Raw genomic sequence first — 25,724 nt, forward strand, 5'->3', positions numbered from 1 at the left:
AGGTGGGGGAGAAGGAAATGATGAAATTCGGATTGCAAATGAAAATGGTAGTTGGCATGCTGGTGGTGTCGGGCGTTACCTATGCGACAAGCGGATTTTTCATCTTCGTGCTGAAGCCGTACTTAGCACCGGGAATGAATGAACTGTTGTATGACGGCATCATCTTCCTGCTCGGCATATTCTGGACCTGCTTGCTAGGTTGGCTTGCAGCACGCCTCATTGTGAAGCCGATTATTCAATTGACGAAGGCGGCAGACGAGGCGGCGCAGGGAAAGTTGAATGTGAGCCTACCGTCGTACCATTTCCATGATGAGGTCAATGTTCTGATTGCTTCTTTTGGCCAAATGGTACGCAATTTGCAGCATATGATTACGGAAATTAAAAGCAGTGTTGATATTACGACGCAAAATACTTCAACATTAAGTGGTGCCATGACTCAAGCTGCTCACCAGATCGAACAAATCTCCTGCGCGGCTGACGAGATGAATCGCGGAGCGGAGCAGCAGGCGATGTGGACTGCCTCAGCAGCTGAATCGGTGGAACAGATTCACGCCTCAGCTGCTGCCGTTCAGGAAAGAGCGGAAGAGACGGAGCGTATGACTCAAGATATGCTTGGAACGCTTGCAGACAGTGAGGAGATGTTGAAGTCGATCATTGATGGCATGCTGATGGCGGCTGAATCTGGACAGGCCTCGATAGACACGGTACAGCGGCTCAGCGAGCAGGCGGAACAGATTGGAGATATTTCGACTACGGTGCGAGAAATTGCTGATCAGACGCATTTGCTTGCCCTGAATGCTTCGATTGAAGCGGCTAGAGCAGGAGAGCATGGTGCTGGATTTGCCGTCATCGCATCCCAAGTTCGGAAGCTGGCGGAGCAGAGTGCTTCTGCGGTGAATAATATTAATGACCGCATCGTTCTGATGCAGTCTCAGGTGGAGCAGGCTGTTCGCTTGATTACGAAGCAAGTCGACATCGTAAGTGTTGAAGCGGCGAAGAAGGATGAAGCTGCAAATGCCCTGAGTGCTATCGCACATGTAACGAAGCAGGCTTCGAAGGCCGTTCATGATATTGCAAGTGAAGTAGAGCAGCAGACAGAGCGCTTCGCAACTACGCTGGAGCAGACACGGAGGATGGCTTCCATTGTCAATGAGATGGCGGAAGGCACTCGTCAGGTAGCGAGTGCGACACAAGAACAGACAGCTGTCATGGAAGAAATGGCTGCCTCCTCTGATGTGCTACGAGATCAAGCGACTCGTTTGCAGGCGCAGACATCGGCATTTAAGAATTAAAATAGGAAATCACCTAATTAATGTCAATTGAACGTAGACTTGCATCAGCCAAATGGATGCAAGTCTTTTCTTGTGACATTTGTTCATAAACTGGTATGTAAAATACATGTTCATTTGCGGCGAAATTGATATGATGGAGATATAAGTGCTTCACAATAAACGGTATAAGGCAGGAGGAGAACAAATCTTGACAACGCTTTCATATGAAGGTCAGCAATTTATGCTTCAAGGCAAGCCTACACTGCTTATTTCTGGTGCTGTTCATTATTTCCGCATTGTGCCTGAATACTGGACAGATCGGCTTCGCAAGGTGAAAGCGATGGGCTGCAACTGCGTAGAGACATATATTGCTTGGAACGTGCATGAGCCGCGAGAAGGTCAGTTCAACTTCAAAGGAATGGCTGACATTGCGGAGTTTGTCCGCATTGCAGAGCGCGAAGGTCTGTACGTTATTGTGCGCCCAAGCCCTTACATATGTGCGGAATGGGAGTTCGGGGGGCTGCCGGCTTGGCTGCTGAAGGAAGATATGCGGCTGCGCTGCAGTGATCCTAGATTCCTAGAGAAGGTATCCGCATACTATGATGCCCTTCTCCCGCAATTGAAGCCGTTGCTTGCGACAGCAGGGGGGCCAATTATTGCCGTGCAAATTGAAAACGAGTATGGCAGCTATGGCAATGATCAGGCTTACTTGCAAGCTTTGCGCGGCATGTTGGTAGAACGTGGCATCGATGTCCTATTATTCACTTCAGATGGTCCTGGTGATGATATGCTGCAGGGTGGGATGGCCGATGGCGTGCTCGCGACCGTCAACTTTGGTTCGAGACCGAAGGAAGCGTTTGACAAGCTGAAACAGTATCAGTCAGATGCGCCGCTTATGTGTATGGAGTATTGGAACGGTTGGTTCGATCACTGGTTCGAAGAGCATCATACGCGCAGCGCAGAAGATGCAGCGCAGGTGCTGGATGAGATGCTGGGAATGGGCGCATCGGTGAACTTCTATATGCTGCATGGGGGTACGAACTTCGGATTTGGCAGTGGAGCTAATCACGGGGGACGCTTCGAGCCAACGGTAACCAGCTATGACTATGATAGTGCGATTAGTGAAGCAGGAGATATTACACCGAAGTATCGGTTATTCCGAGAGGTAATCGGTAAGTATGTATCGCTGCCTGAAGGTGACCTGCCTGAGAATATGCCTAAGACAGCGTACGGTGAAATCTCAGTGAACCGAGCTGTGAAGCTGTTCGATACGCTTGCGTCTATGACGGATGTGAAGATGAGTATATGCCCGGAGCCAATGGAAATGTATGATCAGAATAATGGCTTTATCTTGTACTCCACTCAAGTGTCTGGTCCACGCACAGAATGCACGCTTACGATTCAGGATGTTCACGATCGTGCTCATGTATTCTTGGATCAGAAGCTAATCGGCATAGTGGAGCGCTGGGATCCCCAGAAGCTGGCGGTGACGATTCCAGAGGGTGGAGCGCGGCTTGATATTTTTGTAGAAAATATGGGGCGTGTCAACTATGGATCAGAGCTGTATGATCGCAAAGGGATTACGCATGGCGTTCGATTGAATGGGCAATTTCTGTTCCATTGGGAAGTGCGCAGTTTGGAGCTGGAGACTCTGAGTGGCTTGCAATTCAAAACAGCTGATTCTGGGCTGGAGGGAGAGCAGCCGGCATTCTACGAGGCTACGCTATCGATTCAAGAGCAGCCGCAGGATACATTTCTTCGCTTGGATGGATGGAAGAAGGGCGTAGTGTTCGTAAATGGCTTCAATCTTGGACGTTACTGGGAAGTTGGTCCGCAGCAGACACTCTATGTTCCAGCACCAATACTCCGCCAAGGAGAAAACCAAATTGTCGTATTTGAGCTGCACACACCGGGGGACAAGCTTATTTTTGAAGCGGTTCCGTCCTTATAATGCCATATGTAGATTGTCGGAAATACAGAGCAGCCTTTCTTCTTCCGAGAAGGGCTGCTCACTTATTTTGCTTCACAACAAGGTTGATAAAAAATAATTGCCATTCGAACAGCACAACATGTTGTGCAGTGTGTGAATAAGGTTAATTACGGCCTAAGTCGATCAAAGTTAATCAAATGACCGGAAGCATGTTGTCGGCTTCAGCAGGAACGAGATCAGGAATGAGATCGATTCCGGGTTCCAGTACGGAACTAGGTTCTTCTACCACTTCGACTGTATCTTGAACTGCATCGGACAATGGTTCTGCCACTTCTTCATGATTTGGAGATCCAACAGTTGTCTGTATGAACGTTGTTACTCCTTGCCGGTAGCGTTCTTGATCGACGGAATAAGCGGTACCATGGCCGGCTCCCTCAATGAGGATCAAGGAAGATGTATCATGCTTCGCTTCATGCAGTTGCTCACTCATCCATGTCGGCACGAAACGATCCTCCTTGCCATGAATGAATAAGACGGGAAGGGGGCACGTCTTCATAATTCGTAATGGACTTACTTGCTCCATGCGGAATCCTGCCTTGCTCAGAAGCAATCGATTAATGAGTGCCATAGTAGGCCATGCAGGCATTTGATTCAGCTTCGTTACTTGATAATGAATGAGCTGTGTCAAATCTGAGTAAGGGCAGTCAGCCACAATGAATTGAACCTGTGGCCTGCGGATTGCTGCGTATTCGAGCACGGTTCCCCCACCAAGTGATTGACCATGCAATCCAATGATGCAATCCTTCCCCTTCCGTTCAACAATCCAGTCCACCCACATTTGCACATCGTATTTTTCTTTGTAGCCAAAGGTTGTGTACTTGCCTTCACTCTGACCATGCCTGCGCTGATCAATAAGTAGTACATTAAAGCCTTGCTCGGTGAACATATCCATAAATTGAGCTGACCAAGGAAGAGCTCCTGTATAGCCGTGAACAATTAGCGCAATCCGGCGTGAATTCGGAAATTTCTCCATATAATAGCCATGCAGCTTAATGCCATCATGGCTTCGGATAGTGACTTCTTCTTTGCGGCAAGCTTCAAATTGTTCACGAGTAAAGACCCCTTGCTGTTCAAGCATCTCCAGACAACGCTCGTAGGTGGAACATTTGGAGCGCGTCATATAGTGAACAGCATAATGGGGAATGAGCCAAGCAGACAGTAACAAAAAGATAATAATGCCAAATGCAATCGGTGTCAGCATTGCTGTCAGACCTCCAATCACGTATACATTAGTCAAGCATGTTGTCCGCGGATACGGATTAGGATGTGCAGATTGATGTCGATTTAACCGGACTCCAAGCAACCGTTGCAAGTAATGCTTCCAGTACTGAAGCATCGACCTAATAGCTAAGGAAAGATTCGTGTCATGCCTGAACGGGTAATGGGCTTATCAATATAGACTATGACCATATATACCTGTATGTGAAGTGGTATGAATTGCAGGAGCAGGATGGATTGGATTTCGGAGCCATTGTCCGTTACAATGGAACGGGGTAAGAGAAAGAACGAACTCGAGGGTCGAATAACATTCCGAAGCGGAATTATATACATAAGAAAGCTTGAACAATGCGGCAAAACAAATGGCTGCAGGCTGATTATTCGTACTTTCATGAACATTACACACAGAAATGCCGCTGATTTAGCTGCAAGCCTGTGTCACATTTCGTCAAAAACGTTTATAATGATTGCATAGACAAGCCCCGCCTCTGCGGGGTGTTGCCTTGTTCTGAGCGGGAACTGAGTACGTTCTACGCCATATGCAACGAGCGAAAGGATTTGGAACAATTATGTGTGGCATTGCTGGTATATATCATTTTCATGATCAACAACCTTCTGAACAAGTAGTACGCTCGATGATGGACTTGATCCACCATCGCGGACCGAATGACGCGAAGCTGTGGATTGGCGATCGTGTTGGACTAGGCTTCCGCCGTCTGTCCATTATCGACGTCGCAGTTGGAGCGCAGCCGCTCAGCAACGAGGATGATTCAATTTGGATTATTTTCAACGGGGAGATATACAATTATCAAGAGCTGCGTGAAGATTTGATCCATCGCGGGCACCAATTCAAGACACATACGGATACAGAGGTAATTATTCATCTGTACGAAGAGCATGGTTCGAAGTGTGTACATCATCTTCGCGGTATGTTTGGCTTCGCTATCTGGGATCGCAACAAGCAGGAGCTGTTTATTGCGCGTGACCATTTTGGGATTAAGCCTGTATATTATTATCAAAATGACGAGATGTTCGTCTTTGGTTCGGAAATTAAAAGCTTGCTGGCGGTTCCTGGTGTTCAGCGCCAAGTGAACATGAACAGCTTCTATAATTATTTAACATTCCAATACGTACCTGATCCGAACACAATGTATCAAGGGATTCATAAGCTGCCACCTGCGCACTCTATCACGATCCCGTTCGGCGGGAAGCCGATCATCGAGAAGTATTGGGATCCAATGTTCGAGCCTGTGGATCGTCCATTGACACAAATTATCGAGGAAATTCGCGATGTTATGCGCGATTCCGTAGAACACCATCTTCATAGTGAAGTGGAACGCGGCTGCTTCCTCTCCAGTGGGATTGACTCGACGATTACATCTACTTTGATGCGTTCGATGGAGCCGATCAAGACATTTAGTGTGGGCTTCGAAGGTGCGAACAATGAGACGATAATTGCTCGGGATACAGCTAGACAGCTGGATACGGAGCATTATGATCGCATGATTACACAGGAGATGTACTTCGACGCAGTGCCTCGGGCAATTTGGCATTTGGACGAGCCAGTAGCGGATCCATCCGCGATTGCTTTGTATGAGGTTGCTCGCTTAGCGAAAGAGCATGTTACAGTCGTATTGTCAGGTGAGGGCGCGGATGAATTGTTCGGTGGATACCGCATATATCGCGAACCGCATTCCCTTCGTTATCTGTCATGGATGCCTGAAGGCATGCAGCGTGCGATGCACAAGATGGTGCAGTCCGTTCCGTTCAACTTCTATGGCAAGAACTACTTGCTTCGTGGAACGACGCCGCTTGAAGAACGCTTCCTCGGCAACGCGAACATTATGACAGATGATGCGAAGGTAGAACTGCTGCGTGCGACACAGTCTGAGATTGCTGACTTCACGAAGCCGTTTGATATCGCCCGTACTTATTATGACCGTACACGTCACCTGGATCCTGTATCCCGGATGCAATATATCGATATGAACCTGTGGATGCCTGGCGATATCCTGATGAAGGCGGATAAGCTGACGATGGCGCACTCGCTCGAACTGCGCGTTCCGTTCTTGGATCGCAAAGTATTCGACGTGGCCCGCAGCATCCCAGCCCATTACCGCATTGCTGACGGTACGACGAAATATGCGCTTCGCAAAGCGATGCAGGGCATTATCCCAGATTCGGTATTGAACCGTCCGAAGCTTGGCTTCCCGGTACCAATGCGCGACTGGCTGCGCACGGAACGTGCAAACATCATGTGGGAAGAGTTGTCCGCAAGCGGTATTGACCACCTCGTCAATTTGACGGCTGTTGAAGATATGTTCCGCCGTCACAAGAATGGACAAGGAGACTACTCCCGCAAGATTTGGACATTGCATGTGTTCGCCCTCTGGCACCGCACATACATGAAACAGCAATAAAATAGTGGATTTAGATAAGCAGCTCCTGTTAAGCAGGGGTTGCTTTTTTGCGTTCAAGTTAAATGGGAAGGGCATTATACTTGCGAACCCTATGTATAACTAATCTGCATATGGCAACAAACGTTGTATCAAAATGCTAAAAAAAGCAGCAAGCTGATTCCCGTGATGGGAAAGGCTTGCTGCTTTTCATCTTTTCATCTATTTCGCATGTTGGCGAAAATTATTTCGAAGAAGCTTGTGGCTGTGTCATTGTATCGTCAGAGCTCTCGCCTGGCTTGCGCTTCTGCATCGCCTCACGGGAGATACGTCCGTTGCCGATAAGCAATGCAACGAAGATACCGACCACGATGAAGCCGAGACCTGTCAAGAAGACAGTGGAGAAGGAAGCAGACCAAGCATCCTTGATCGTATTTAACACGTTCACTTTCAAGTCCTCAGGAAGCTGTTTCAGCAAATCGCTGTTAATCAGCAACTGATACAGCGTATTGGAATCTGTACCGGTCTTGCTCAGAACGGCTTGCGTTCCTGGATCAGCACTAGCAGTTGCATTCGCAATATTTGTTGCAATGACGCTGTTCATAATAACGTTGAACAAGGTTGCCCCGATCGTCGATCCGATAGAACGGAAGAACGTCGTAGCGGAAGTGACTGTACCCAGCTTTTCGCGTGGAAATGCATTCTGTACAACCAGCGTAATAATTGGCATAACCATACCGATACCAAAGCCAAGTACAACCATGAACGAATAAGCTATCCAAGTTGAAGTGCTGACACCCATTGTACTCATGAGCCAGAAACCGATGGACGTAATGATCATGCCCATCGTCATAACCGCACGATAACGCATGCGCAGAACCAGCTGTCCAGCCAAGATGCTTGCAATAATCAAGGCAATCATCATTGGTGTCATCGTAGAGCCTGCTTGTGTCGGTGTTACGCCAAGCACCCCTTGCATGAACATTGGCACGAACATAATGGCACCGAACATGCCAAGACCAACGAGGAAGCCGAGTGCTACAGATACGTTGAAGATACGGCTTTTGAAGAGTGACATATCAATAATTGGTTCTGCTGCTCTGCGCTCAACGAAGACAAACAGAACGAAGAGCACCAATGCACCAGCAAACACGAGAATGCTTGTTGGAGAATCCCATGCATACTTGTTATGGTCGAGCGACAGCCCAAGCAGCAATAAGACGATACCCGGGATAAGAGTGAAAATTCCGAGCCAGTCGATCGAGATTTTTTTGCTCTTGTCTCGAGGCTCATCAATTGATTTCATGCCAATAAAGATTAAGATCGTTGACAATAAACCGAACGGAACATTAATAAGGAAAATCCAGTGCCAGCTGATATTATCAACAATAAATCCGCCAAAGAACGGACCGATGACGGAACTAAGACCGAAGATGGCCCCGAATACCCCTTGCCACTTGGCGCGTTCCTGCGGACTGAACATCATACCAATAATCGTCTGGGACATCGGCATCAGCATACCGCCGCCGATACCTTGGATCGCCCGATAAATAATTAACTGCTCCATATTCACTGCCGTTGCGCATAAGCCTGAACCAACAACGAAGATAAGCCAACCAGTCAGGTAGATGAATCGGCTTCCGAACAAATCCGCTAATTTCCCGGCAAGCGGGATGACTGCTGTAGAGCAGATCATATAAGCGGTTGTTACCCAAGCGAAGATGGCGAACCCATTGAGATCCTTAATTATCGTTGGCATGGCCGTGCCGACGATCGTCTGTTCCAGGGAACTGAAGAACATCCCCATAATCAGACCGAATAGTACCATATTGCGGCGAGATGCCGTATGGTCTTTCACTGTGGCCATTTATTAATCACCTTTCTTTCATGCTCGTTTATATGTTGTGTGAACGACTGACCTTCGGGTCAAAAAATAGCATGTTGATACTATAATCCCGATTGACCGCGAAGTCAATTGTTTTGGAACTAAAATATTTTTCATAATATTATGTTTGTGGTATGGTAGGAATAACGTAACAAACGATGCTGACTAGGCGGTCAAAAAGGGCTGAACCGAAAGTCATGACATACGGAGGACGGAACATGGAAGAGAAAAAACGTCTCATCATGGAAACAGCGCTCTCGCTGTTCGCTGAAAAGGGTTATCATGAAACCTCGATTCAAGAAATTGCAGAACGTATCGGAATTGCCAAGGGCTCAGTCTATTCCTTCTTTCGTTCGAAGGAAGAAATATTGTTCACAATATTCGACCATTATCACCAGATGATGTATGAATTAGCGCGGGATACACTCGCTGACAATTTGCCAGCTCGCCAGAAGCTGAACAAGCTCATTCACATTTCTCTGGAGCAGTTCGGCAGATTCAAGTTGTTCCTTACCCTGCAGCGCAAGGAAGCACACCTATATAAGAAGCGGGAAATTCGGGATATGGTTTTCGATTTCCGTGCAAAGCGCTTCTTTACCTTCCGCCAAGTAGTTGCTGAAGTTTACGGTCAGGAAGCGGAGCCTTATTGGATGGACTTAGCGACAATTATTAGTGGTATGACCATTGAGTTCATGAGTTATGCGACATTTGACCGGAAAAATGTGGACTTTGATCAGGTGTGCATCTTTATTGTAAATGTTCTAGATGCGACTGCGGAGTCACTTGTTCGCAAGCATGCCGAGCCTGTACTTACCATGGCGCTTATGAATGATTTTATGCGTTCCGGACACGTAAGCATGTCCAACTCGCAGCAGCAATTGCTGGATCAAGTGTGGCTGCTGAAGGATGCAGTGATGAGTGCGCCGTTCAGCTTGAAGCAGCGTGAGGAAGCGGAGCAAGCGTACACAGCTCTAGAGTCAGAGATATTAAGGGGAAGCGGAAAAACGGTAAATGCGAGAGCAATGGCATTGTTCCTCTGCTCGATGCCGGACGATCCAATTGAACAGGCGGCCAAGCGTATTCTAACCTTGCTGGAGCACACTTGCGAGTCAGAAGGGGATGAACGAACATGCAAGCGTGGCTGAACAGAATTGATCCGATCACGAAGGGGATATGGCTGTTCGGCACCGGTCTTGCCGTTATGATTAGCATGAAGCTGAATTGGCAGCTTGGCTGGTTCTTATCCCTGCTTATCATCGGAGTGACAGGCGCGGGGTGGTCAGGTGCGCGATGGAGAACGGTGCTCATTCTGCTGCTTGGCTTCGCTCTGCCGCTCTTTCTATTCCAGTGCCTAGTCCTGCCGGGTACCAAGATTCGGCTTACGGTTCTCGGATTGAATCTGACCGAGGAAGCGTGCCATACTTCACTCACGCTGACGCTGCGTGCATTGACGCTGTTCCTGTCGTCATTGCTATACGCTACGACTACAGAGCCGCGAGATGTTGTCACGGCGTTGTCCCATCATCTAAGGCTGCCGAATCGCTTCGCGTTCGCCGTTGCCATCGCGCTGCGATTCGTCCCTCTTCTCGCTGAAGAAGCACGCAATATTCGTGAGGCACAGCGGATGCGTCAGCTTACCGCGCCGCAGGGGATTGGTGAGCGAATGCGTCTAGCGGGGCAATACGTCGCTGCGGTTACGTCCAGTGCGATGCGCCGCGTTCAAAATGTAGCGACAGCAATGGAAGTAAAACAATTCGGGGCAAGCCTTGCTCGAACGTCATGGAGAACTTTGCGTTTTACTGCGCTTGGGATCAGCTTTGCGACTGCGACTGTAGGAGCTATGATTGCGACAATTCTTTTGGGTTAATAAAAACGTACACAATATTGATAGATTTGACTTGCATTTCCATGCCATCCCTTGTAACGTTAATGGTAGTTTATCTGTTGTGGGTTAACATATGCCGGTATCACAACGTTACATAAGTAGAAGAATTGGGGATGAGTCATCTATGAGAATGGGAAATGGAACAACTACAATGAACGAATCTCGTTTCTCGCTCCGTTCCCTTACACTAGCGGACTGGGTGCTGATGGCACTGCTTGCAGCTGCAAATGGTGTAATGACGACCGGGTTATCTTGGGTAAATAAGCTGCTGCACTCTGTTGGTGGACCAATGCTAACATCAACGATCGTCGGCTTGTACATGATATATGGTCTGCTTGCGATATATGTTATCCGTAAGCCAGGGGCAGCGTTGGTAACATATTCGCTTGGCGCTTGTGTACAAATCTTAATGGGAAGCGCATATGGGGCTTGGTCTTGTATTGCTGCGGCATTATGCTATGCGGTTGTGATTGAACCGTTGTTTTATGTATTCCGTTACCGTCAATACAATTGGTTCATCATGCTGTTCGTAGGTACAGCAGCAGTACCGCTGTGGTTTGTGGTTTCGGCCTTTATGTTCGGTTATATCCACTATGAGATGTGGGTACTTATTGCAACCTTAATTATCCGCTGTATAAGCGGGATGCTGCTGTGCGGTGCTCTAACCAAGATGATTGGGGATCGGATTGCTTCTACAAGAGCAATGCGCCCATTCGCACTAGGAAGAGAGTCACGCGGGCAGTAGTATGGTAGGGGGCCAGTTTAATATGAGAATCCTACAATCTAAGGAGGTCATGCGCGCTGAGCGTGTGGCCTTTACTTATTTTGGCGAGTCTGAACCAGTATTGCAGCCATGCAGCTTCTGTATCAAGTCTGGATCTGTTGTGCTGCTGGCAGGGGGAAATGGGAGCGGCAAGACAACGCTCCTCAAGCTGATGGCCGGTGCAATGCAGTCGCATGAAGGCCAGCAGCAAGGTGAATTGAGCTGCGGCAAGGTGAAGGATGGACAGGCGCCAATCAGGGGCTTCATCCTGCAGGAGGCCAAGGAGCAGTTTGTGATTGGTACGGTTGAGGATGAGTTAGCCTTCGCACCCGAGAATCTTGGCCTGCCGCGAGAGGTCATCCATAATAGAGTAGAAGAGCAGCTTGATAAGGCTGATTTGCGTCAACTGCGCTTGCGTCAGGTTCAGCAGTTGTCAGGAGGCGAACAGCAACGTACAGCTGTTGCTTCTGTATTGACGATGGAGCCGGATGTGCTGCTTATTGATGACGCGTGGAGTCAGATGGATAAGGAATCTCGACGCCGTCTGTTAGAGCAGCTTCAAGCTTGGCATAGTCTGGGTAGGACGATAGTATTAGCCGCATCGCGCCTAGACGAGCTTTCAGACGAGTGGCAGCATGGCTGGATACAAGATGCACAGCTTCTTCTGTTGCATAATGGGAGGATGGTGTATGATGGAAAGATGCCTGTATATCCCGCAAGGGGTGGTTTGAACGGTCTATCCCGTCCGAAGGACGATCTGCGCTGCTTGGAGCTCTGTTATGAGGCAGGCATTATGCCTCCGAAGTGGGAAGGGAACGCTGAGACAACTGTTATGTCCATGCAAGTGCCAGCCACTGTAAAACAGGGAAGTGCTGGAGACGATGCTGCTGTACGAGCAGAGTGTGCAGGGGGCGAGTGTAGTAGAATTCTCGAAGAAGAAGTCATTCTGCACTTATCGAAGGTGAGCTATCGGTATCATCCTATTGCTCGTCGTGATCAGAAGCGTCAGCAGACAGAGGACGCGCTTCATAACGTTACCTTCCAGCTTAAGGCAGGACGATGTATGCTGCTGACGGGCAAGAACGGGTCGGGGAAGTCAACCTTGTTCCGCCTTATAACTGGTGGCTTGTCGAAGCGCTCCGGCAGCATGGAAGGGGAATGGTGGATTGCAGGCCAATTGGGGCAGAAGCTTCGATCCTGTGAAGTGGCAAGACTTATTGGATTCACAGCACAGCAGCCCGAATCGGGCTTCTTTGCAGCGTCCGTGCAAGAGGAACTGCGAGATGCTCTCCATGCAGCGAATCAATGCGGGCGATTGCGCATAGAAGGACAGTCTTGGGAAGGCCAAGCTGTCTACACGCATGAACAGGTGGAACGGGAAGTGGAGTATCGCTTGCAGCAATATTGTCTATGGGAAGTGAAGCATCTGCATCCGCATGATATGCCAACTGGATTGAAGCGGCTGCTCAGTCTAGCAATTGCTTCCGCGCATGAACCTGAAGTCATTCTGCTGGACGAGCCGACAGCCTCCTTGGATGCGGTACATGCAGCCTTCGTTCGCGACTGGTGTCTACGCCAAGCGGAACAGGGACGCGCGTTGATTGTTGCCACACATGATCGCATGTGGGAAGAGGTAGAGCACCCACGATTGATGCATGCTAATATGGATCGGGGCTCACTGCACATCAATCTATAGTGAATCATGAGCTGCGGAAGCTGTACGAGATTGAGGAACGAAGGAAGGGTATTTATGGGGAACGAGGCTTCTATGCAAGCTGGACGAAGCCGCAAGCTTGTCACACTTGCACTACTATTGTCGACCTTTCTGGCGGCAATCGAAGTAACAGTAGTAAGTACAGCAATGCCGAAGATTGTTGCGGATTTAGGCGGATTATCCTTGATTAGCTGGGTATATGCTGCTTATTTGCTTACTACGGCAATCTCAACGCCATTGTTTGGGAAGATGGCTGATTTATATGGCCGTAAGAACATATTTATTATCGGCTCCGCTCTGTTTGTAGGAGGATCGATGTTGTGCGGTCTATCGGGTACCATGACGCAGATGATTATATTCCGTGCTCTTCAAGGAATCGGAGCAGGCGCTGTAATGCCTGTTACCTTCACGATGGTAGCGGATATTTACACATACGAGGAACGGGCCAAGATTCAAGGCTTATTCAGCTCCATTTGGGGAATTGCTGGGTTGGTCGGGCCGTTAGTCGGCGGGTTCTTCGTCGATTCATTATCATGGCACTGGATATTCTACTTCAATGTGCCGTTCGGCATCGTGTCGGTATGGATGATCATAGTGTGCTTCCATGAGAAGGTGGAGCGCAAGGACAAGCCTGTCGACTATGCGGGGGCAGCGACATTCTCCATCGGGATGACCGCATTCTTGTTTGCGATTATTACAGGCGGACAGGGGATCGCGTGGAATTCTCCATGGATGTTCGCACTGTTTGGGACTGCGGCTGTGTTCCTTGTTCTCTTCTTCCGGATCGAAGTGAAGGCAAAGGAACCGATGGTGCCGCTCAAGTTGTTCCGGATTCGCGACATCGGGGTGTCAAACCTTGTCAGCTTCCTCGCAAGTGCGATCGTGATGGGGATCAGCTCCTATATGCCGCTCTGGACACAAGGTGTGCTAGGGCAAAATGCCTCCAGTTCAGGCCTGTCACTGACCCCAATGTCAATTGGCTGGCTGATTGGATCAATTGTAGGCGGCCGTATGCTGATTAAGATAGGGGCACGCGTGACATCGACGCTAGGGATGATATTGATCGTGATCGCTTCCATATGGCTGTCGACGATTTCGGATACAACCCCGCTTATTTTGATCGTAATCATTATGTCATTGTCAGGCCTAGGCTTCGGCCTGTCGTTCACGGTATTTACCGTCATTGTCCAGTCTTCTGTCGATTGGAGCATGAGAGGCGCTTCAACAGCATTGAACACGTTCGTACGGTCGTTGGGGCAGATGCTTGGCATTGCCGCGTTCGGGACATTCTTAAATGCGAGCATTGCATCGATGGTATCGGATGCGGGGCCTGACGTATCCTCGCGTGTCTCGAATGAGGATCTGAGCAAGCTGTTGAATCCAGAAAGTGCAAGCTCGCTGTCGCCTGATTTAATGGGTACACTGCGCTCTTTCCTGGAGTCAGGGCTAGGGCAGGTCTTCCTGATAATGGCTATTATCGCGGTCGCATGCTTAGTAAGTATGTTGTTCATGCCTAAGTCGACAAATTCCGGGAAATCATCCAGTCAGGATGAAGCATCTCCATCTCATTAAGGACAAATGCAATGATACTTCTTTACGTAACTTAACCTAAAACACTAAATAATCAGGTCGTTTTTCCAGCAGTAGAAACTGCTTGGAAGGGCGGCCTTTTTCTTATGGGGAATTGTTTCTCTTGCAAATAAATCACTCTACATTATCCTGCACAAAAGTAGGAAATTTTGGATTTGTGTCGAAGTATTTCGAAATAAGAGAAATGTACTGCTTCCATCTGTAAAGGAGTCACTCTGCCATGTCACGTACGTTACACCCATTGGCTTCGCTGCGTACAAGTATGCTGTTCGTGATACTGACCGTTCTCACTGCAGTGTTCTCTGTAATTGGACTCGAATTTTCATACGGTGCAGAGTTCATGCTGTGCGGGGCCACTCTGCTCATTATGCTTGTTCTGTATGGTTCGCACTGGGCGGCAATTATGGCGCTAATAATTGGACTGGGATATTATTTTTCAGGCTACGGTTCGTTTATATTGCTGCTTATTGGATTGGAAATGATATTGGTTGGATATATGTATGAACGGAAAAGGGGGTTCCTGCTTCTCTGGGACAGTCTGTTCTGGTTCGGAATCGGAGCCCCTCTTGCAGCGGTTTTATTTTGTCTGCAGACCAACGAGTACAATGCAGAAGCACTACTTCAATATTTTATGTTCGCAATGAGCGGACTATTGAATGCTCTGATTGCTGATGTGGTCGTTACCTATATGCCATGGAAACGGCTGCTGCCTGATCTGCGAACGAAGTCCGTATATCTCAATCAGCTTCTGATGCATCTCTCCGTCGCAATCGTGTTCATTCCGTTTCTGCTGAATATGCTGATTGATAGTCGCGATATGCAGCAGGACATCGAGCGGGATTCTTTAGCCAGAATTGAATTGCAAACCGCTCAAATTACAGACGCACTTCTGGAGATGGACAGAAAACAGCGCCAAGGGCTCAATCTCGGATCGATTATGGAGACAGGGAAGCTTCACGATAATTTAAAGCTCCATTCCCAGAATGGCTTATTGAAGTTGGCTGCATTCAATCATAAGGGCCAATTGGTCGCATCGAGTGATGAGGTGTGGTTCGAAAGCAATGCAGTGTACATGGAAGATACTGTACCTAATAAATCACCTGTTCGCATGGCCGCTCATCATTCACAAATTCGGAAGGATGCTTACGGGGTAAAGTCCTCTTTTTCCCGTATTCTGCCCCCTGACAGAAATTATGATTATGGAACAAGAAGGTGGAATGACGGTTATTATGTTTTGGAGGACAAGCTGACCGATCATCCGATCGCTAAGGTTGTTGGCTTTATTCCAATTTCCTATTTTCTACAAACGACGATTGACGTCTATTTGCGCAAGTTCCTGATGTTGTTCATGGTCTGCTTGTTGGCTACCGGGGTATCACTTGCGGTAAGCCGCTTCATTGTTCGCTCTCTTCGTGATTTGGAGGAGGCGACCGCGGGAATGCACCATAAATTGTTGAAGGACAAGACTGTCAAATGGCCTTGCATTCGAATCGGAGAGATTCGTTTACTTGCAATCAATTTCCGGGCAATGAGTGATCGGTTAACGGAAGTATTCAAGGAAATGCTGCGCATGAATGAGAAGCTGCTTGACCAGACGAAAATGCTAGAGCTGTCGGAAGAGAAGCTCCAGCATATTGCTTATTATGATACGCTGACCCAGCTTCCCAATCGGCATTACTTTACGATGAATGTAGAGCGGGCGCTGGAAGACGCGGATAACAAGGTTAGTTCATTGGCGTTACTGTTCATAGATATAGATCGGTTCAAGCATATCAATGATTCACTCGGCCACAATGTAGGAGATATGCTCCTTGTACAAGTTGCGCAGCGCTTGTCGGATTGTCTATCAAAACTGTCCGGTCGGCATTTGAGCTCTCGATATGGCGGGGATGAGTTCATCATTATGCTCGAAGACAGCTCCAGGGAGGAAGTGAGCGCGGTTGCTAAGCGGATTTTGCAGCGGCTGAGAGAGAGCTTCCTTGTACAGGCTCATGAACTATTTGTCTCCGCCAGCATCGGCGTATCCTTATATCCGGATAACGGATATGTATATACGGATCTGCTCAAGCAAGCAGATACAGCTATGTACACTGCCAAGGACAGAGGTGGCCATTCAGTGGTCTTCTACGATGAACTACAGCCGACTTTGCAGCCTGAGCGCATGTTTATGGAGACACGTTTGTACAAAGCGTTAGAACGTAGAGAGCTGCTGCTTCACTATCAACCGATCGTAGATGCATCAGGGAAAGTCACAGCCGCAGAGGTGCTGCTTCGCTGGCTTTCTGGTGATGAAGGGTTTATATCGCCGACACAGTTCATTCCGGTCGCGGAAGAGACTGGACTAATCGTTCCTATTGGGGAATGGGTACTTCGATCTGCATGCATGCAATACCGGATGTGGGCTGATGCAGGGATGCCTGCCTTCCAGCTGTCTGTGAATGTCTCGTTAAGGCAATTGCTTACGAATGACTTCGTCGCGACAATTGATCGAATTATTCGCGAGTGTGAGTTTAATCCGAGTGATTTGATTTTGGAGATAACGGAAGGATACGTTAACAAATCCACCGAGCAGGTCAACGAGGTATTGCACAATCTTAAGAAACGAGGAGTTCAAGTAGCGATCGATGATTTTGGAACGGGCTATTCCTCGCTGCACCGCCTAAAGACTTTGCCTGCTCATGTGCTTAAAATTGACCGTTCTTTTGTGCGGCATTTGTTCGCGGATAAAGTGAACACTGCGATTGTTCAAGCGGTGATCCAAATGGGAGACAGCATGAATCTTAAAGTGACAGCTGAAGGGGTTGAAACACCTCAGGAGCTTCAACAGTTGCTCACACTTGGTTGTAGGCAGTTCCAAGGCTATTATATTAGTCCACCGCTGGCAGCCGATGAATTCGCTGCTAGGTTCCCTGACTTTTCAAGCAAGCTAAGAAGCAATTCAATTGCAGCATATGGAGGTTAATTTGTGAAAGGGAAGGGCTTGCCATTTCGAAGATTAATTGTATTCGCAATGATGATCATCATGATATTTTCTTCAACCGGATGTGATGAGACCACGATCCCACCGCAATTGCAGGACGATGAGCGAGTCGTAGAGTCTAAGCCGCCTTCCGCCATAACCGTGTGGTGCTTCGAACAACAGTATGTAGACTATGCCAAGAAATTCGAAATCGAGCATCCAGGCGTGAAGGTAAATGTAAAGCGTTTCTCTTATGAAGACCATGTTGATGCTTATTTGGATGCCTTGGAGCAGGGGGATGCTCCGGATGTTATGGAGGTAGGCCATGAATTTCTAGGGGAATTTACGGGGATACAAGGGTTGATGGACTTAAATGCCGCGCCTTTTCTCGCGAGCACGCTGAAGCCGGATATTTCTCCTGACTTATGGGATACTGGACTATCCTTTGACAATAAGCGTCTTATCGCTCTCCCAATTACAACTTCGCCGCTTGTCACCTTCTATCGCAAGGACATTATGGAGCGATACGGATTTCCGTCAGACCCAGAAGAATTGGCTGTCTACATGGAGGATCCGAACCGCTGGCTGGCAATGGCGGAGAAGCTGAAGGAGCATGGTATTTATTTAATTCAGTGGGATCGGGAACCCATGCAGTGGTTTGAGTCCATGTTCCCGCTACTTAACAGCAAGCTGCAATTCAACCGGAATAATGCCATGATCGCGCAAGGCATGTTGTTGTCTCAGCGTGTTAATGTGCAGGGGCTGGATGCAAATGTCGGATTGTGGACGGATGCGGGGAATGAAGCGCTGCGGAGTGGGAAGCTGGCAATGGTGTATCTTGGTTCCTGGGGAGAGCTGCAATTGGAGGAGTGGGTGCCGCATATGAAGGGATTGTGGAGAGCTACTCGATTGCCAATGAAGTTGTACGGCTACTCGACAGGCGCATCGCTTATTATGTCTGAACAGGCCCAGAACAAGGAACTGGCATGGTCGTTCATGAAGAGCGTGTTCTTTGGGGTGACCGATGATGCAACGGTTGCGGCGTATATGCCTTCTCGCAAAGCATTACTGGATAAAGCGCGCAGAAGCGAGTTTCTTGGGGGACAGCAGTCAGATCGATTATATATGGAGCTGGCTTCGAAGATGAAGGAGTTCCGTCCAACCCCGCTTGATAAGCTGGCTGTCGAATGGTATCGCAGTACGAGGCTGAAGGGGATCGAGAATAACTCTCCGCCTGGTGTAATACTCAATCAGATTGAGAAGCTCATTGAGCAGCAATTGCAGCAGGAGAGGCGCGTGTTATTGCGATATTCGCGTGCGACATTCAGAACGTTGGACTTGATGTCATGAAGAGAAATAACAAGAGCGGAAGAACATGTTCTTCCGCTCTGTGCGTTGATCCAGCCCTATTGGAAATTTAAGCGTATTAACTAATGGATTTGCTAGGAGCCCTTTTTCGTGACAAGGCTTAACTTCTCTGCTTGGATCCCGAGCTTCTTGAGCAATTGAATAGCCTCTTTTTTCTCCTCGAGTGTCAGTCCGCTCATGGCACGCTTAAGGAGTAGAGAATGCTTGGGGAACAGTCCCTGCATTTCTTCACGTCCTTTATCAGTCAATTCAGCGAAGATCACGCGACGATCCGTCGCGCAAGGGTGGCGGCGCAGCATGCCGTTACGTTCGAGCTTATCAATGACATAGGTTACGTTTCCGCTCTGTAGAAGGAGCTTGGAACCGATTTGTTGAATGGGTTGAGGCCCTTTATGATAAAGCATTTCGAGTACGGAGAAGTCAGTCGGGTTATATCCTTCTATTTTGCATCCAGCAGCTGAGTGATCCGTTACGCTCTTGAATGCCTTAGAGAAGACACGGAATAAATGCAAGGCAGCTTCGGTCTCATGATCGATTCGTTCAGACATACGAATCCCCCTCATTTCTTGATTTACTCTTTTATCGTATATCGAAGGAGATAGGAGATTAAATGTCTTTTGTCACACTTGTGAAACAATGAACAAAAAAATTTTGAATTATTCAAATTTAGAAAGGGCAATTCGGTAACATTTGGCTGAACCTGGCATTCAGTACATTGAAACTGCCCAGCTCTGTGCAAGAATCGATACGATAGAGTAAACTAAAAGTTAGAAGAACGGTTAGGCACAGCAGCTTGGCTATGCCTAAGATAAAGGGGGAGATCCGCATGGTTGTTCTTGATGCAAGGATACAATCTGCAGGATATGAGAAAGGCGAGTCTAAAATACATAATATCGAGTTTCAAGTAGAAGCGGGTCAATTGGTAGGGCTAATCGGTCCGAACGGTGCTGGGAAGAGCACGACAATCAAGTCCGTGCTGGGCATTATGCGAGATGTAGCTGGCAGCGTTCGGATTGGGGATGGAAATGGAACTTATGCATACGTGCCTGAACAGCCTGTCCTCTATGACTCCATGACATTATGGGAGCATTTAGAACTCGCTGCATCTGCATATGATCTGCCGCAGGAACAGTTTGTCGAGCAGGCGAATTATCTGCTCACCGAATTTCAAATGACAGAGGTGAAGCACCATTTCCCAACGAGCTTCTCGAAGGGGATGCAGCAGAAGCTGATGCTTATCATTGCCTTCATGCTCAAGCCGTCATTATACATCGTGGATGAGCCCTTCATTGGCTTGGATCCACGAGCAACGCGGAAGTTCCTCCGTATGCTTGAGGAGGAACGCAAGCGGGGAGCGGGCGTCCTCATGAGTACGCATGTACTCGACACGGCTGAGCGCGTCTGCGACAGCTTCATCCTGCTTCATCAGGGAAGCGTGGTTGCAAGAGGGACGTTTGATGAAGTGCGGCAAATAAGCGGGTTGCCGGATGGAACCCTATTCGATTGTTTCGAGGTGTTGACCTAATGGGGAGCGAGGGACAGGTTCGTCCATTGTCGACGATGAAGGTAACATCCCCGCAAACACTTGCCTTCCGCCGCTTCCAGACGAATATGGTGTATCAATGGCGGGCACTTCGTATCGCATTGGATTGGACGGTATGGTTGTATATTGTCGTACCGCTATTGCTCCTAGGAGTTAAGTTCTATTGGGGATGGTGGGTAGAACCCTTGGATGCTGCATGGTTGAAGCTGCCTATAGCGGTCTGGCTGCTTCCCTTGCTGCTGCCTATCATAAGTGGATCACTTCGCACTTGGGTGGAAGGCGGGGATATTCTCTTCCTTCGTCAGCAGCCGCATTGGTGGAAGCCGCTTGTTCGATTCGGGTTAATTCAATATGCACTGCGAGGAACGATCATAACGGCCGTCATACTGTTACTGCTTGCTCCATGGCTCATACGCGGGTATTCATTGCATAGTACGGATTTACTCGCGATCGGATTTGCCGTTAGCTCCTTATCCTACTTAGCAGGATTAGTACGGAACTATAATTTGGCTAATTTCTCAGGTTGGGCACGTTGGATGATCCGCTTTGTCACAGGGGTGGCAGCTCTTGGCTTGTATGGAGTTATTCTTTACTTGCTCGGTATTCATGTGAGTTGGGTGCTCGTCTATGGCTCGATTATATTGGTCAGCTGCTTCCCCCTTATTCGCTGGCGAGACCATGTTCAGCATACATTTGAGCATGATGTTGAACGGGAGGGCGAGCTCAAGATGCAATTAACGGCGATGCTGCTGTCGCAGAGCGTGGATAGAGCACAACGGCGCAAACGGACACGCCCAATGTTGTTCCCGAAGTCGGGCTACTTCATGAAGACGAATGAGTCAGGCCGCCTTATTGGAGCTATCGCGGTCAAGTCATTGCTTCGAAGCAGCACGCATCGCAAGTTTTATTTGCAGCTCCTCTTTATTGGAATGAGTGCTTCTTATATCACTTCACTGCATGGTCTGTTCATTCTTATAGGGCCGGTGCTAAGCGGTATTCTCGGATACTGGCTGAGCACGTATTGGAAGGAATTCATCGATGGTGATGTGGCGTCCATGTTCAGCTTCCGCTCAGAGAGTTTGCAGCAGGCCTCGGCGCATATGACGCGTGTCTTATGTGCAGGGCCAGGCGTGCTGTGGGGGTTGTCTGCAGGTATTGCTGCAACACCTATTATGATTCCGCTATATGTAGCGGGAGGTGGTCTGATGGCTGCCTTCATCGGCAATACAATCGTTACGCTGCGTGGGTGGAAGCAGAAGAAGCAAATGGAGGAGAGACAAGAACAGTCACGTTTGTCCTCTACTGAATAAAGTATTCGGCAACTGCTCGTACAACCAATTGCAGGACAGATTGTGTGTATGTTCCTCCTTTCTGGCGGGTATATTAACGTAAGCTTATTCGAATAGGAGGAACGAGGATGCAAGATACGACTGCGATTCGGTTCCGATTCTCGGATCCTGCAGGTGCAAGATTGGCGTTCGATACGTTGAAGGAGCTAGGATATACGCCTGCTTACGACAGCGCTAGTGAGACAGAACTGCATATCCATGTAGACAAGCGAGATTTAACCTCTGCGCTTGAGATCGCAGAGGCGCACGGCGGCCAGCTTCTAGAAGAAGCGAGTATGACGGAGATGTCCGTTATGGATCAAGCCTATGGAATGAATTATATCCCTATCCCGGCCCATATGGTCAATGAGGATTGGGCAGATGATGACCGCTATGCGTCTGCTAGGCACAATCCGAGTCATGATGACTTGTCGCATCGTGATGAAGAAGCATACGGGATGTTTGATGATGAGACGACGAATCACTTCCCTGGCGGCATCCATATCTAATGATAGAAGACAAACAGCCTGCTCTGTGAGCAGGCTGTTTGCTTGTTATGCTTGATGTAGGGTCTGCTGAGCAGCATGCATCCCTGCCGTATAGCCAGTTGCGAAGGCAGCTGTAATGTTATAGCCGCCCGTATAGCCATGAACATCCAATATTTCTCCGCAGAAGTAGAGTCCATGCGCCTTTTTGGAATGCATCGTCTTCGGATCGATTTCCTTAAGATTTACACCGCCGCCTGTAACAAAGGCTTCCTCAAGCGATAACGTGCCGTTGACCTTCACAGGAAATGCCTTAATTAATTGGCACATCTCCTGCCATGGCTGCTTCGGAATATGGTCGTATGTGGTACCTTCATCGATGCCAGACTGTTCAAGCAGAAGCGGGATTACTCGTTCAGGCAGCAGATGCTTCAGTACATTTTTAATAGCTTTCTTCGGTTCTTGGGCACAAATGCGAAGCGAATCTCGAACAAGCTCATCCAGTGACAGATCAGGCTTCATATCGATGGTGACCTGTACGGTCTGAAGGCTGGAACGCTTCAATTCCTTCACGACGAATTGGCTGCAGCGAAGTGCAGCAGGGCCGGACAGGCCAAAGTGGGTAAAGAGCAGGTCGCCTTGATGCTCAATGATCTTCTTCCCCTTGCTGTTCCATACCACGATCCGAATATCGCGCAAGGACAATCCTTGAAGCAGCTTCTCACGAATAAAGTACGTATTCGAGGTTAGAGGCACTTCCGTCGGATACAGATCCGTAATGGAATGTCCGGCAGCCTCTGCCCAAGCATAGCCGTCTCCTGTTGAGCCCGTATGAGGAACAGACTTCCCGCCGGTAGCCAGTATGACCGCTGGGGCATACAATGCGGATCCATCTTTGAAGCGCACACCTTGGACGGAACCATCCTCGTACAGCAGATGTGCGACAGGCTGATTGACACGAATCGCTACTCCTAATCGGCGTACTTCTCCTAGAAGTGACTCAACGACCGTCTTCGCCTTGTCTGATACGGGGAACATACGGCCATTGTCCTCTTCCTTCAATGCAATACCGAGATTCTCGAAGAACTCGATTATATCCTGATTGTTAAAATGATTGAACGCGCTGTGCAGAAATCTCCCATTGCCAGGGATATGCTGAATCAGCTCGTCCAGTGGTTTATTGTTCGTTACATTGCAGCGTCCTCCGCCAGATATAGCAAGCTTGCGGCCAAGTCGGTCTCCCTTATCCACGAGAATTACCTTGGCTCCGTTGCGTGCAGCAGAGATGGATGCCATAAGTCCAGAGGGGCCGCCACCTACGACGATAACATCGGTTCGTTCCATTTTGTACTCCTTTGACAGGTCTTTGACAGGGTTAGGATACGCACTGCGCATCCGTTACTGATGCCTATTGTATCGTAAAAACTAAAACTTCGCTAAAACGTTCGGCTGTTCCATTGAAAAGCCCTCATTTTTATGCTTTAATCAAGCCAATCTTACCATTTTCTATCCTGACAAGAGGAGAACCGTATGTACGTAGCACTTAAGGAAGTCTTACTGCAAAGCCTTATTGCCTGCATACCAGCGATTGCCTATCAAGTCTGCTCCTTGAAGCCAGAGCGGGTGTCCCGCGCCCCTCTCGTCATAGGATTGTCTTCTGCTTTTTCTATGCTGTTATGCATCGTATTTACCTTCTATACAGAAATGCCCCAGCCTTTTGATTTTCGATTTTTGCCATTTACGATAGGAGTAATGTATGGTGGATATCGGGTTGGGTTCCTCATGATTGGATTATATATAGGTATGCTTGGTTTTTTCTATCACGATGGGCATCCCCAGAAGCTGTGGAGTGATGCACTCCTTTATATGATCCCGCTATTGTTTGCTTTTATTAATTCTTTCCGTCAATCCGGATTCCGCCAACGTGTCACTATTATTTTGTCCTTCTCCTTCGCGGGTATTGTTCTCTATTCCTTGGTTTATGGAGTGCTGCTGTGGAGGCATGAACGAGTTATTGATGGCAGTATGCTTCTATCGATGCTCATGCTAGGAGCAGCCTTTTTCTTAACCGCTTACTTAGCTGTGTACTATATGGAGGAGACGAGGGAGAAGCTATTCCTTGTACAAGGATATGAAATCGTCTCTACCAAATATCGTGAAGAAGCAGAGAAGCTGAATCTATTAATAGACACGACACCGCTCGGTGTCATCGCGGTCGATGCACAGACCAATATAACCGCTTTAAATGATATGATGCTGCGCAGTATGCAGAATGCAGCACCTCATGTGACAAAGGGAGACATTCTCGGCCGCCCTTTTCGCTGCCTGTTGACACAGGTGGGGGATATTCCAACTTTGTACGACGGCATGTATCGTGCACTCGCGGGAGAGAAGATGGAAGGCGTAGTGGTGAAATTGGACGAACGAGAGTACGTCGTTAGTACAAGTGCGATTCGAAGCGAGACTACTGGAGCGATAACAGGGGCTGTCGGCATGCTGCATGATATTACGGAGCTGTCGAAGCTGCGTGCAGAGCTGGGCAAGATGGATCGCTTAAGCTTAGTCGGGCAGATGGCGGCAAGCATCACGCACGAAATTCGTAATCCAATGGCGGTTATTCGTGGGTTCATACAGCTGCTCCAAGAAAAGAGTCCCGCGCATTTGAAGGAATACTATCGAATCGTAATGGAAGAGATCGATAGAGCAAACAGCATCATTAACGACTTTCTTGCTTTAGCGCAAAATCGTATTATTGAGAAAGAACAGGTTCACCTTCATGACATTATTCATCAGTTATCGCCGTTGCTTTGGGCTGATGCAAATATGAGAGGTCAAGAGATTGCGTTGAAGCTTGCGGAAAATGTGCCGGTTTTCCCTGTCAATGTGAAGGAGATGAAGCAGCTTATTCTGAATCTGTCGCGCAACGCCATGGAGGCGATGGAAGCGATGGACACAGAGGCCGTGCTTACGCTCGAAACAAGATTTGTTGGAGGGCAAGTGCAGCTGCGTATTCAAGATACAGGGTCTGGTATTCCCGCCGACATTGTGGAGCGGCTATTTGAGCCATTTTACACAACGAAATCAAAGGGGACGGGCCTTGGCTTGCCATTGTGCTTGAGTATTGTCGAACAGCATGATGGAACGATAGAGGTGCATACGGGGGAAGATGGAACGGTGTTTGAGGCAGCCTTTCGCCTAGAACAGACGAGCCAATCTCCGGTTCATGTCCCGACAGCTGCATGGGACTCTTCACTTGCACAGCATCCAGTACAACTAGGGAATATGCAGCCGGATAAGGAGGAAGCATTGAACCAAGTCTAGTCTTTCGC

At 48.4% G+C, this 25,724-nt stretch carries 18 protein-coding genes; 14 read left to right on the top strand and 4 right to left on the bottom strand.

What is annotated here, in order from left to right; genetic code table 11:
- The first annotated feature begins 17 nt into the window (after positions 1–17).
- Positions 18–1,292 carry a methyl-accepting chemotaxis protein gene (locus tag BLS15_RS13380; RefSeq protein ID WP_090511964.1) on the top strand — a complete coding sequence of 425 codons (1,275 nt, stop codon included), beginning with the start codon at positions 18–20 and terminating at the stop codon, positions 1,290–1,292.
- 187 nt (positions 1,293–1,479) lie between these two features.
- Positions 1,480–3,222, top strand: coding sequence for a glycoside hydrolase family 35 protein (locus BLS15_RS13385; protein WP_090511969.1), 1,743 nt, complete (start codon positions 1,480–1,482; stop codon positions 3,220–3,222).
- Positions 3,223–3,394: 172 nt separating this feature from the next.
- Here BLS15_RS13385 and BLS15_RS13390 read toward each other — a convergent pair whose 3' ends face one another.
- A complete protein-coding gene (locus BLS15_RS13390) occupies positions 3,395–4,462 on the bottom strand; it encodes an alpha/beta hydrolase (protein ID WP_021256186.1) in 1,068 nt (355 codons plus the stop codon).
- Between the two features lie 586 nt (positions 4,463–5,048).
- Here BLS15_RS13390 and asnB point away from each other — a divergent pair.
- Entirely contained in the window at positions 5,049–6,899 is a 1,851-nt protein-coding gene (gene asnB / locus BLS15_RS13395; RefSeq protein WP_021256184.1) for an asparagine synthase (glutamine-hydrolyzing), read from the top strand.
- A gap of 220 nt (positions 6,900–7,119) precedes the next feature.
- Here asnB and BLS15_RS13400 read toward each other — a convergent pair whose 3' ends face one another.
- The gene (locus tag BLS15_RS13400) at positions 7,120–8,742 is read right to left on the bottom strand and encodes an MDR family MFS transporter (protein WP_090511973.1); all 1,623 of its coding nucleotides are present in this window, start codon (positions 8,740–8,742) and stop codon (positions 7,120–7,122) included.
- A 236-nt stretch (positions 8,743–8,978) separates the two neighbouring features.
- Between BLS15_RS13400 and BLS15_RS13405 the strand changes: the two genes are divergently transcribed.
- The 7 genes from BLS15_RS13405 to BLS15_RS13435 all read left to right on the top strand — a co-directional run bounded on the left by BLS15_RS13405 (position 8,979) and on the right by BLS15_RS13435 (position 19,021).
- The gene (locus BLS15_RS13405) at positions 8,979–9,905 is read left to right on the top strand and encodes a TetR/AcrR family transcriptional regulator (protein WP_028533583.1); all 927 of its coding nucleotides are present in this window, start codon (positions 8,979–8,981) and stop codon (positions 9,903–9,905) included.
- Positions 9,890–10,627, top strand: coding sequence for an energy-coupling factor transporter transmembrane component T family protein (locus tag BLS15_RS13410; RefSeq protein WP_021256181.1), 738 nt, complete (start codon positions 9,890–9,892; stop codon positions 10,625–10,627). The genes BLS15_RS13405 and BLS15_RS13410 overlap by 16 nt, the downstream gene beginning before the upstream one ends.
- Positions 10,628–10,769: 142 nt before the next feature.
- Positions 10,770–11,390, top strand: a complete 621-nt coding sequence (locus BLS15_RS13415; protein ID WP_021256180.1) for an ECF transporter S component — start codon at positions 10,770–10,772, stop codon at positions 11,388–11,390.
- 22 nt (positions 11,391–11,412) lie between these two features.
- Positions 11,413–13,104, top strand: coding sequence for an ATP-binding cassette domain-containing protein (locus BLS15_RS13420; protein WP_175460760.1), 1,692 nt, complete (start codon positions 11,413–11,415; stop codon positions 13,102–13,104).
- A gap of 54 nt (positions 13,105–13,158) precedes the next feature.
- On the top strand, positions 13,159–14,694 hold the full coding sequence (locus BLS15_RS13425) for an MDR family MFS transporter (protein WP_051614192.1): 1,536 nt from the start codon (positions 13,159–13,161) through the stop codon (positions 14,692–14,694).
- 238 nt (positions 14,695–14,932) lie between these two features.
- Complete coding sequence (locus BLS15_RS13430) at positions 14,933–17,674, top strand: putative bifunctional diguanylate cyclase/phosphodiesterase (RefSeq protein ID WP_028533587.1); 2,742 nt, start codon at positions 14,933–14,935, stop codon at positions 17,672–17,674.
- A gap of 3 nt (positions 17,675–17,677) precedes the next feature.
- Positions 17,678–19,021 carry an ABC transporter substrate-binding protein gene (locus BLS15_RS13435; protein WP_021256176.1) on the top strand — a complete coding sequence of 448 codons (1,344 nt, stop codon included), beginning with the start codon at positions 17,678–17,680 and terminating at the stop codon, positions 19,019–19,021.
- 92 nt (positions 19,022–19,113) lie between these two features.
- Here the strand turns inward: BLS15_RS13435 and BLS15_RS13440 are convergent, their stop codons facing one another.
- Entirely contained in the window at positions 19,114–19,587 is a 474-nt protein-coding gene (locus BLS15_RS13440; RefSeq protein ID WP_021256175.1) for a MarR family winged helix-turn-helix transcriptional regulator, read from the bottom strand.
- A gap of 278 nt (positions 19,588–19,865) precedes the next feature.
- Here BLS15_RS13440 and BLS15_RS13445 point away from each other — a divergent pair, with 278 nt between their 5' ends.
- The 3 genes from BLS15_RS13445 (at position 19,866) to BLS15_RS13455 (ending at position 22,419) form a co-directional block, all read left to right on the top strand.
- A complete protein-coding gene (locus BLS15_RS13445) occupies positions 19,866–20,564 on the top strand; it encodes an ABC transporter ATP-binding protein (RefSeq protein ID WP_021256174.1) in 699 nt (232 codons plus the stop codon).
- On the top strand, positions 20,564–21,892 hold the full coding sequence (locus tag BLS15_RS13450; protein WP_090511982.1) for an ABC transporter permease: 1,329 nt from the start codon (positions 20,564–20,566) through the stop codon (positions 21,890–21,892). The genes BLS15_RS13445 and BLS15_RS13450 overlap by 1 nt, the downstream gene beginning before the upstream one ends.
- Positions 21,893–21,999: 107 nt before the next feature.
- Entirely contained in the window at positions 22,000–22,419 is a 420-nt protein-coding gene (locus BLS15_RS13455; RefSeq protein WP_090511986.1) for a DNA/RNA helicase, read from the top strand.
- A 45-nt stretch (positions 22,420–22,464) separates the two neighbouring features.
- Here the strand turns inward: BLS15_RS13455 and BLS15_RS13460 are convergent, their stop codons facing one another.
- Complete coding sequence (locus BLS15_RS13460; protein WP_021256171.1) at positions 22,465–23,739, bottom strand: BaiN/RdsA family NAD(P)/FAD-dependent oxidoreductase; 1,275 nt, start codon at positions 23,737–23,739, stop codon at positions 22,465–22,467.
- A gap of 186 nt (positions 23,740–23,925) precedes the next feature.
- Between BLS15_RS13460 and BLS15_RS13465 the strand changes: the two genes are divergently transcribed.
- Complete coding sequence (locus BLS15_RS13465; RefSeq protein ID WP_090511991.1) at positions 23,926–25,716, top strand: two-component system sensor histidine kinase NtrB; 1,791 nt, start codon at positions 23,926–23,928, stop codon at positions 25,714–25,716.
- Positions 25,717–25,724 lie beyond the last annotated feature (8 nt).

The sequence above is a fragment of the Paenibacillus sp. cl6col genome, from assembly GCF_900102125.1.
Classification (GTDB): Bacteria; Bacillota; Bacilli; order Paenibacillales; family Paenibacillaceae; genus Paenibacillus_B; species Paenibacillus_B suaedae.

Excerpts from the sequence above, each read along its gene's own strand:
- BLS15_RS13380 (WP_090511964.1), top strand. The coding sequence starts at position 18 with ATGATGAAATTCGGATTGCAAATGAAAATGGTAGTTGGCATGCTGGTG.
- BLS15_RS13390 (WP_021256186.1), bottom strand. The coding sequence starts at position 4,462 with ATGCTGACACCGATTGCATTTGGCATTATTATCTTTTTGTTACTGTCT.
- asnB (WP_021256184.1), top strand. The coding sequence starts at position 5,049 with ATGTGTGGCATTGCTGGTATATATCATTTTCATGATCAACAACCTTCT.
- BLS15_RS13400 (WP_090511973.1), bottom strand. The coding sequence starts at position 8,742 with ATGGCCACAGTGAAAGACCATACGGCATCTCGCCGCAATATGGTACTA.
- BLS15_RS13405 (WP_028533583.1), top strand. The coding sequence starts at position 8,979 with ATGGAAGAGAAAAAACGTCTCATCATGGAAACAGCGCTCTCGCTGTTC.
- BLS15_RS13410 (WP_021256181.1), top strand. The coding sequence starts at position 9,890 with ATGCAAGCGTGGCTGAACAGAATTGATCCGATCACGAAGGGGATATGG.
- BLS15_RS13415 (WP_021256180.1), top strand. The coding sequence starts at position 10,770 with ATGAGAATGGGAAATGGAACAACTACAATGAACGAATCTCGTTTCTCG.
- BLS15_RS13420 (WP_175460760.1), top strand. The coding sequence starts at position 11,413 with ATGAGAATCCTACAATCTAAGGAGGTCATGCGCGCTGAGCGTGTGGCC.
- BLS15_RS13425 (WP_051614192.1), top strand. The coding sequence starts at position 13,159 with ATGGGGAACGAGGCTTCTATGCAAGCTGGACGAAGCCGCAAGCTTGTC.
- BLS15_RS13430 (WP_028533587.1), top strand. The coding sequence starts at position 14,933 with ATGTCACGTACGTTACACCCATTGGCTTCGCTGCGTACAAGTATGCTG.
- BLS15_RS13440 (WP_021256175.1), bottom strand. The coding sequence starts at position 19,587 with ATGTCTGAACGAATCGATCATGAGACCGAAGCTGCCTTGCATTTATTC.
- BLS15_RS13445 (WP_021256174.1), top strand. The coding sequence starts at position 19,866 with ATGGTTGTTCTTGATGCAAGGATACAATCTGCAGGATATGAGAAAGGC.
- BLS15_RS13450 (WP_090511982.1), top strand. The coding sequence starts at position 20,564 with ATGGGGAGCGAGGGACAGGTTCGTCCATTGTCGACGATGAAGGTAACA.
- BLS15_RS13455 (WP_090511986.1), top strand. The coding sequence starts at position 22,000 with ATGCAAGATACGACTGCGATTCGGTTCCGATTCTCGGATCCTGCAGGT.
- BLS15_RS13460 (WP_021256171.1), bottom strand. The coding sequence starts at position 23,739 with ATGGAACGAACCGATGTTATCGTCGTAGGTGGCGGCCCCTCTGGACTT.
- BLS15_RS13465 (WP_090511991.1), top strand. The coding sequence starts at position 23,926 with ATGTACGTAGCACTTAAGGAAGTCTTACTGCAAAGCCTTATTGCCTGC.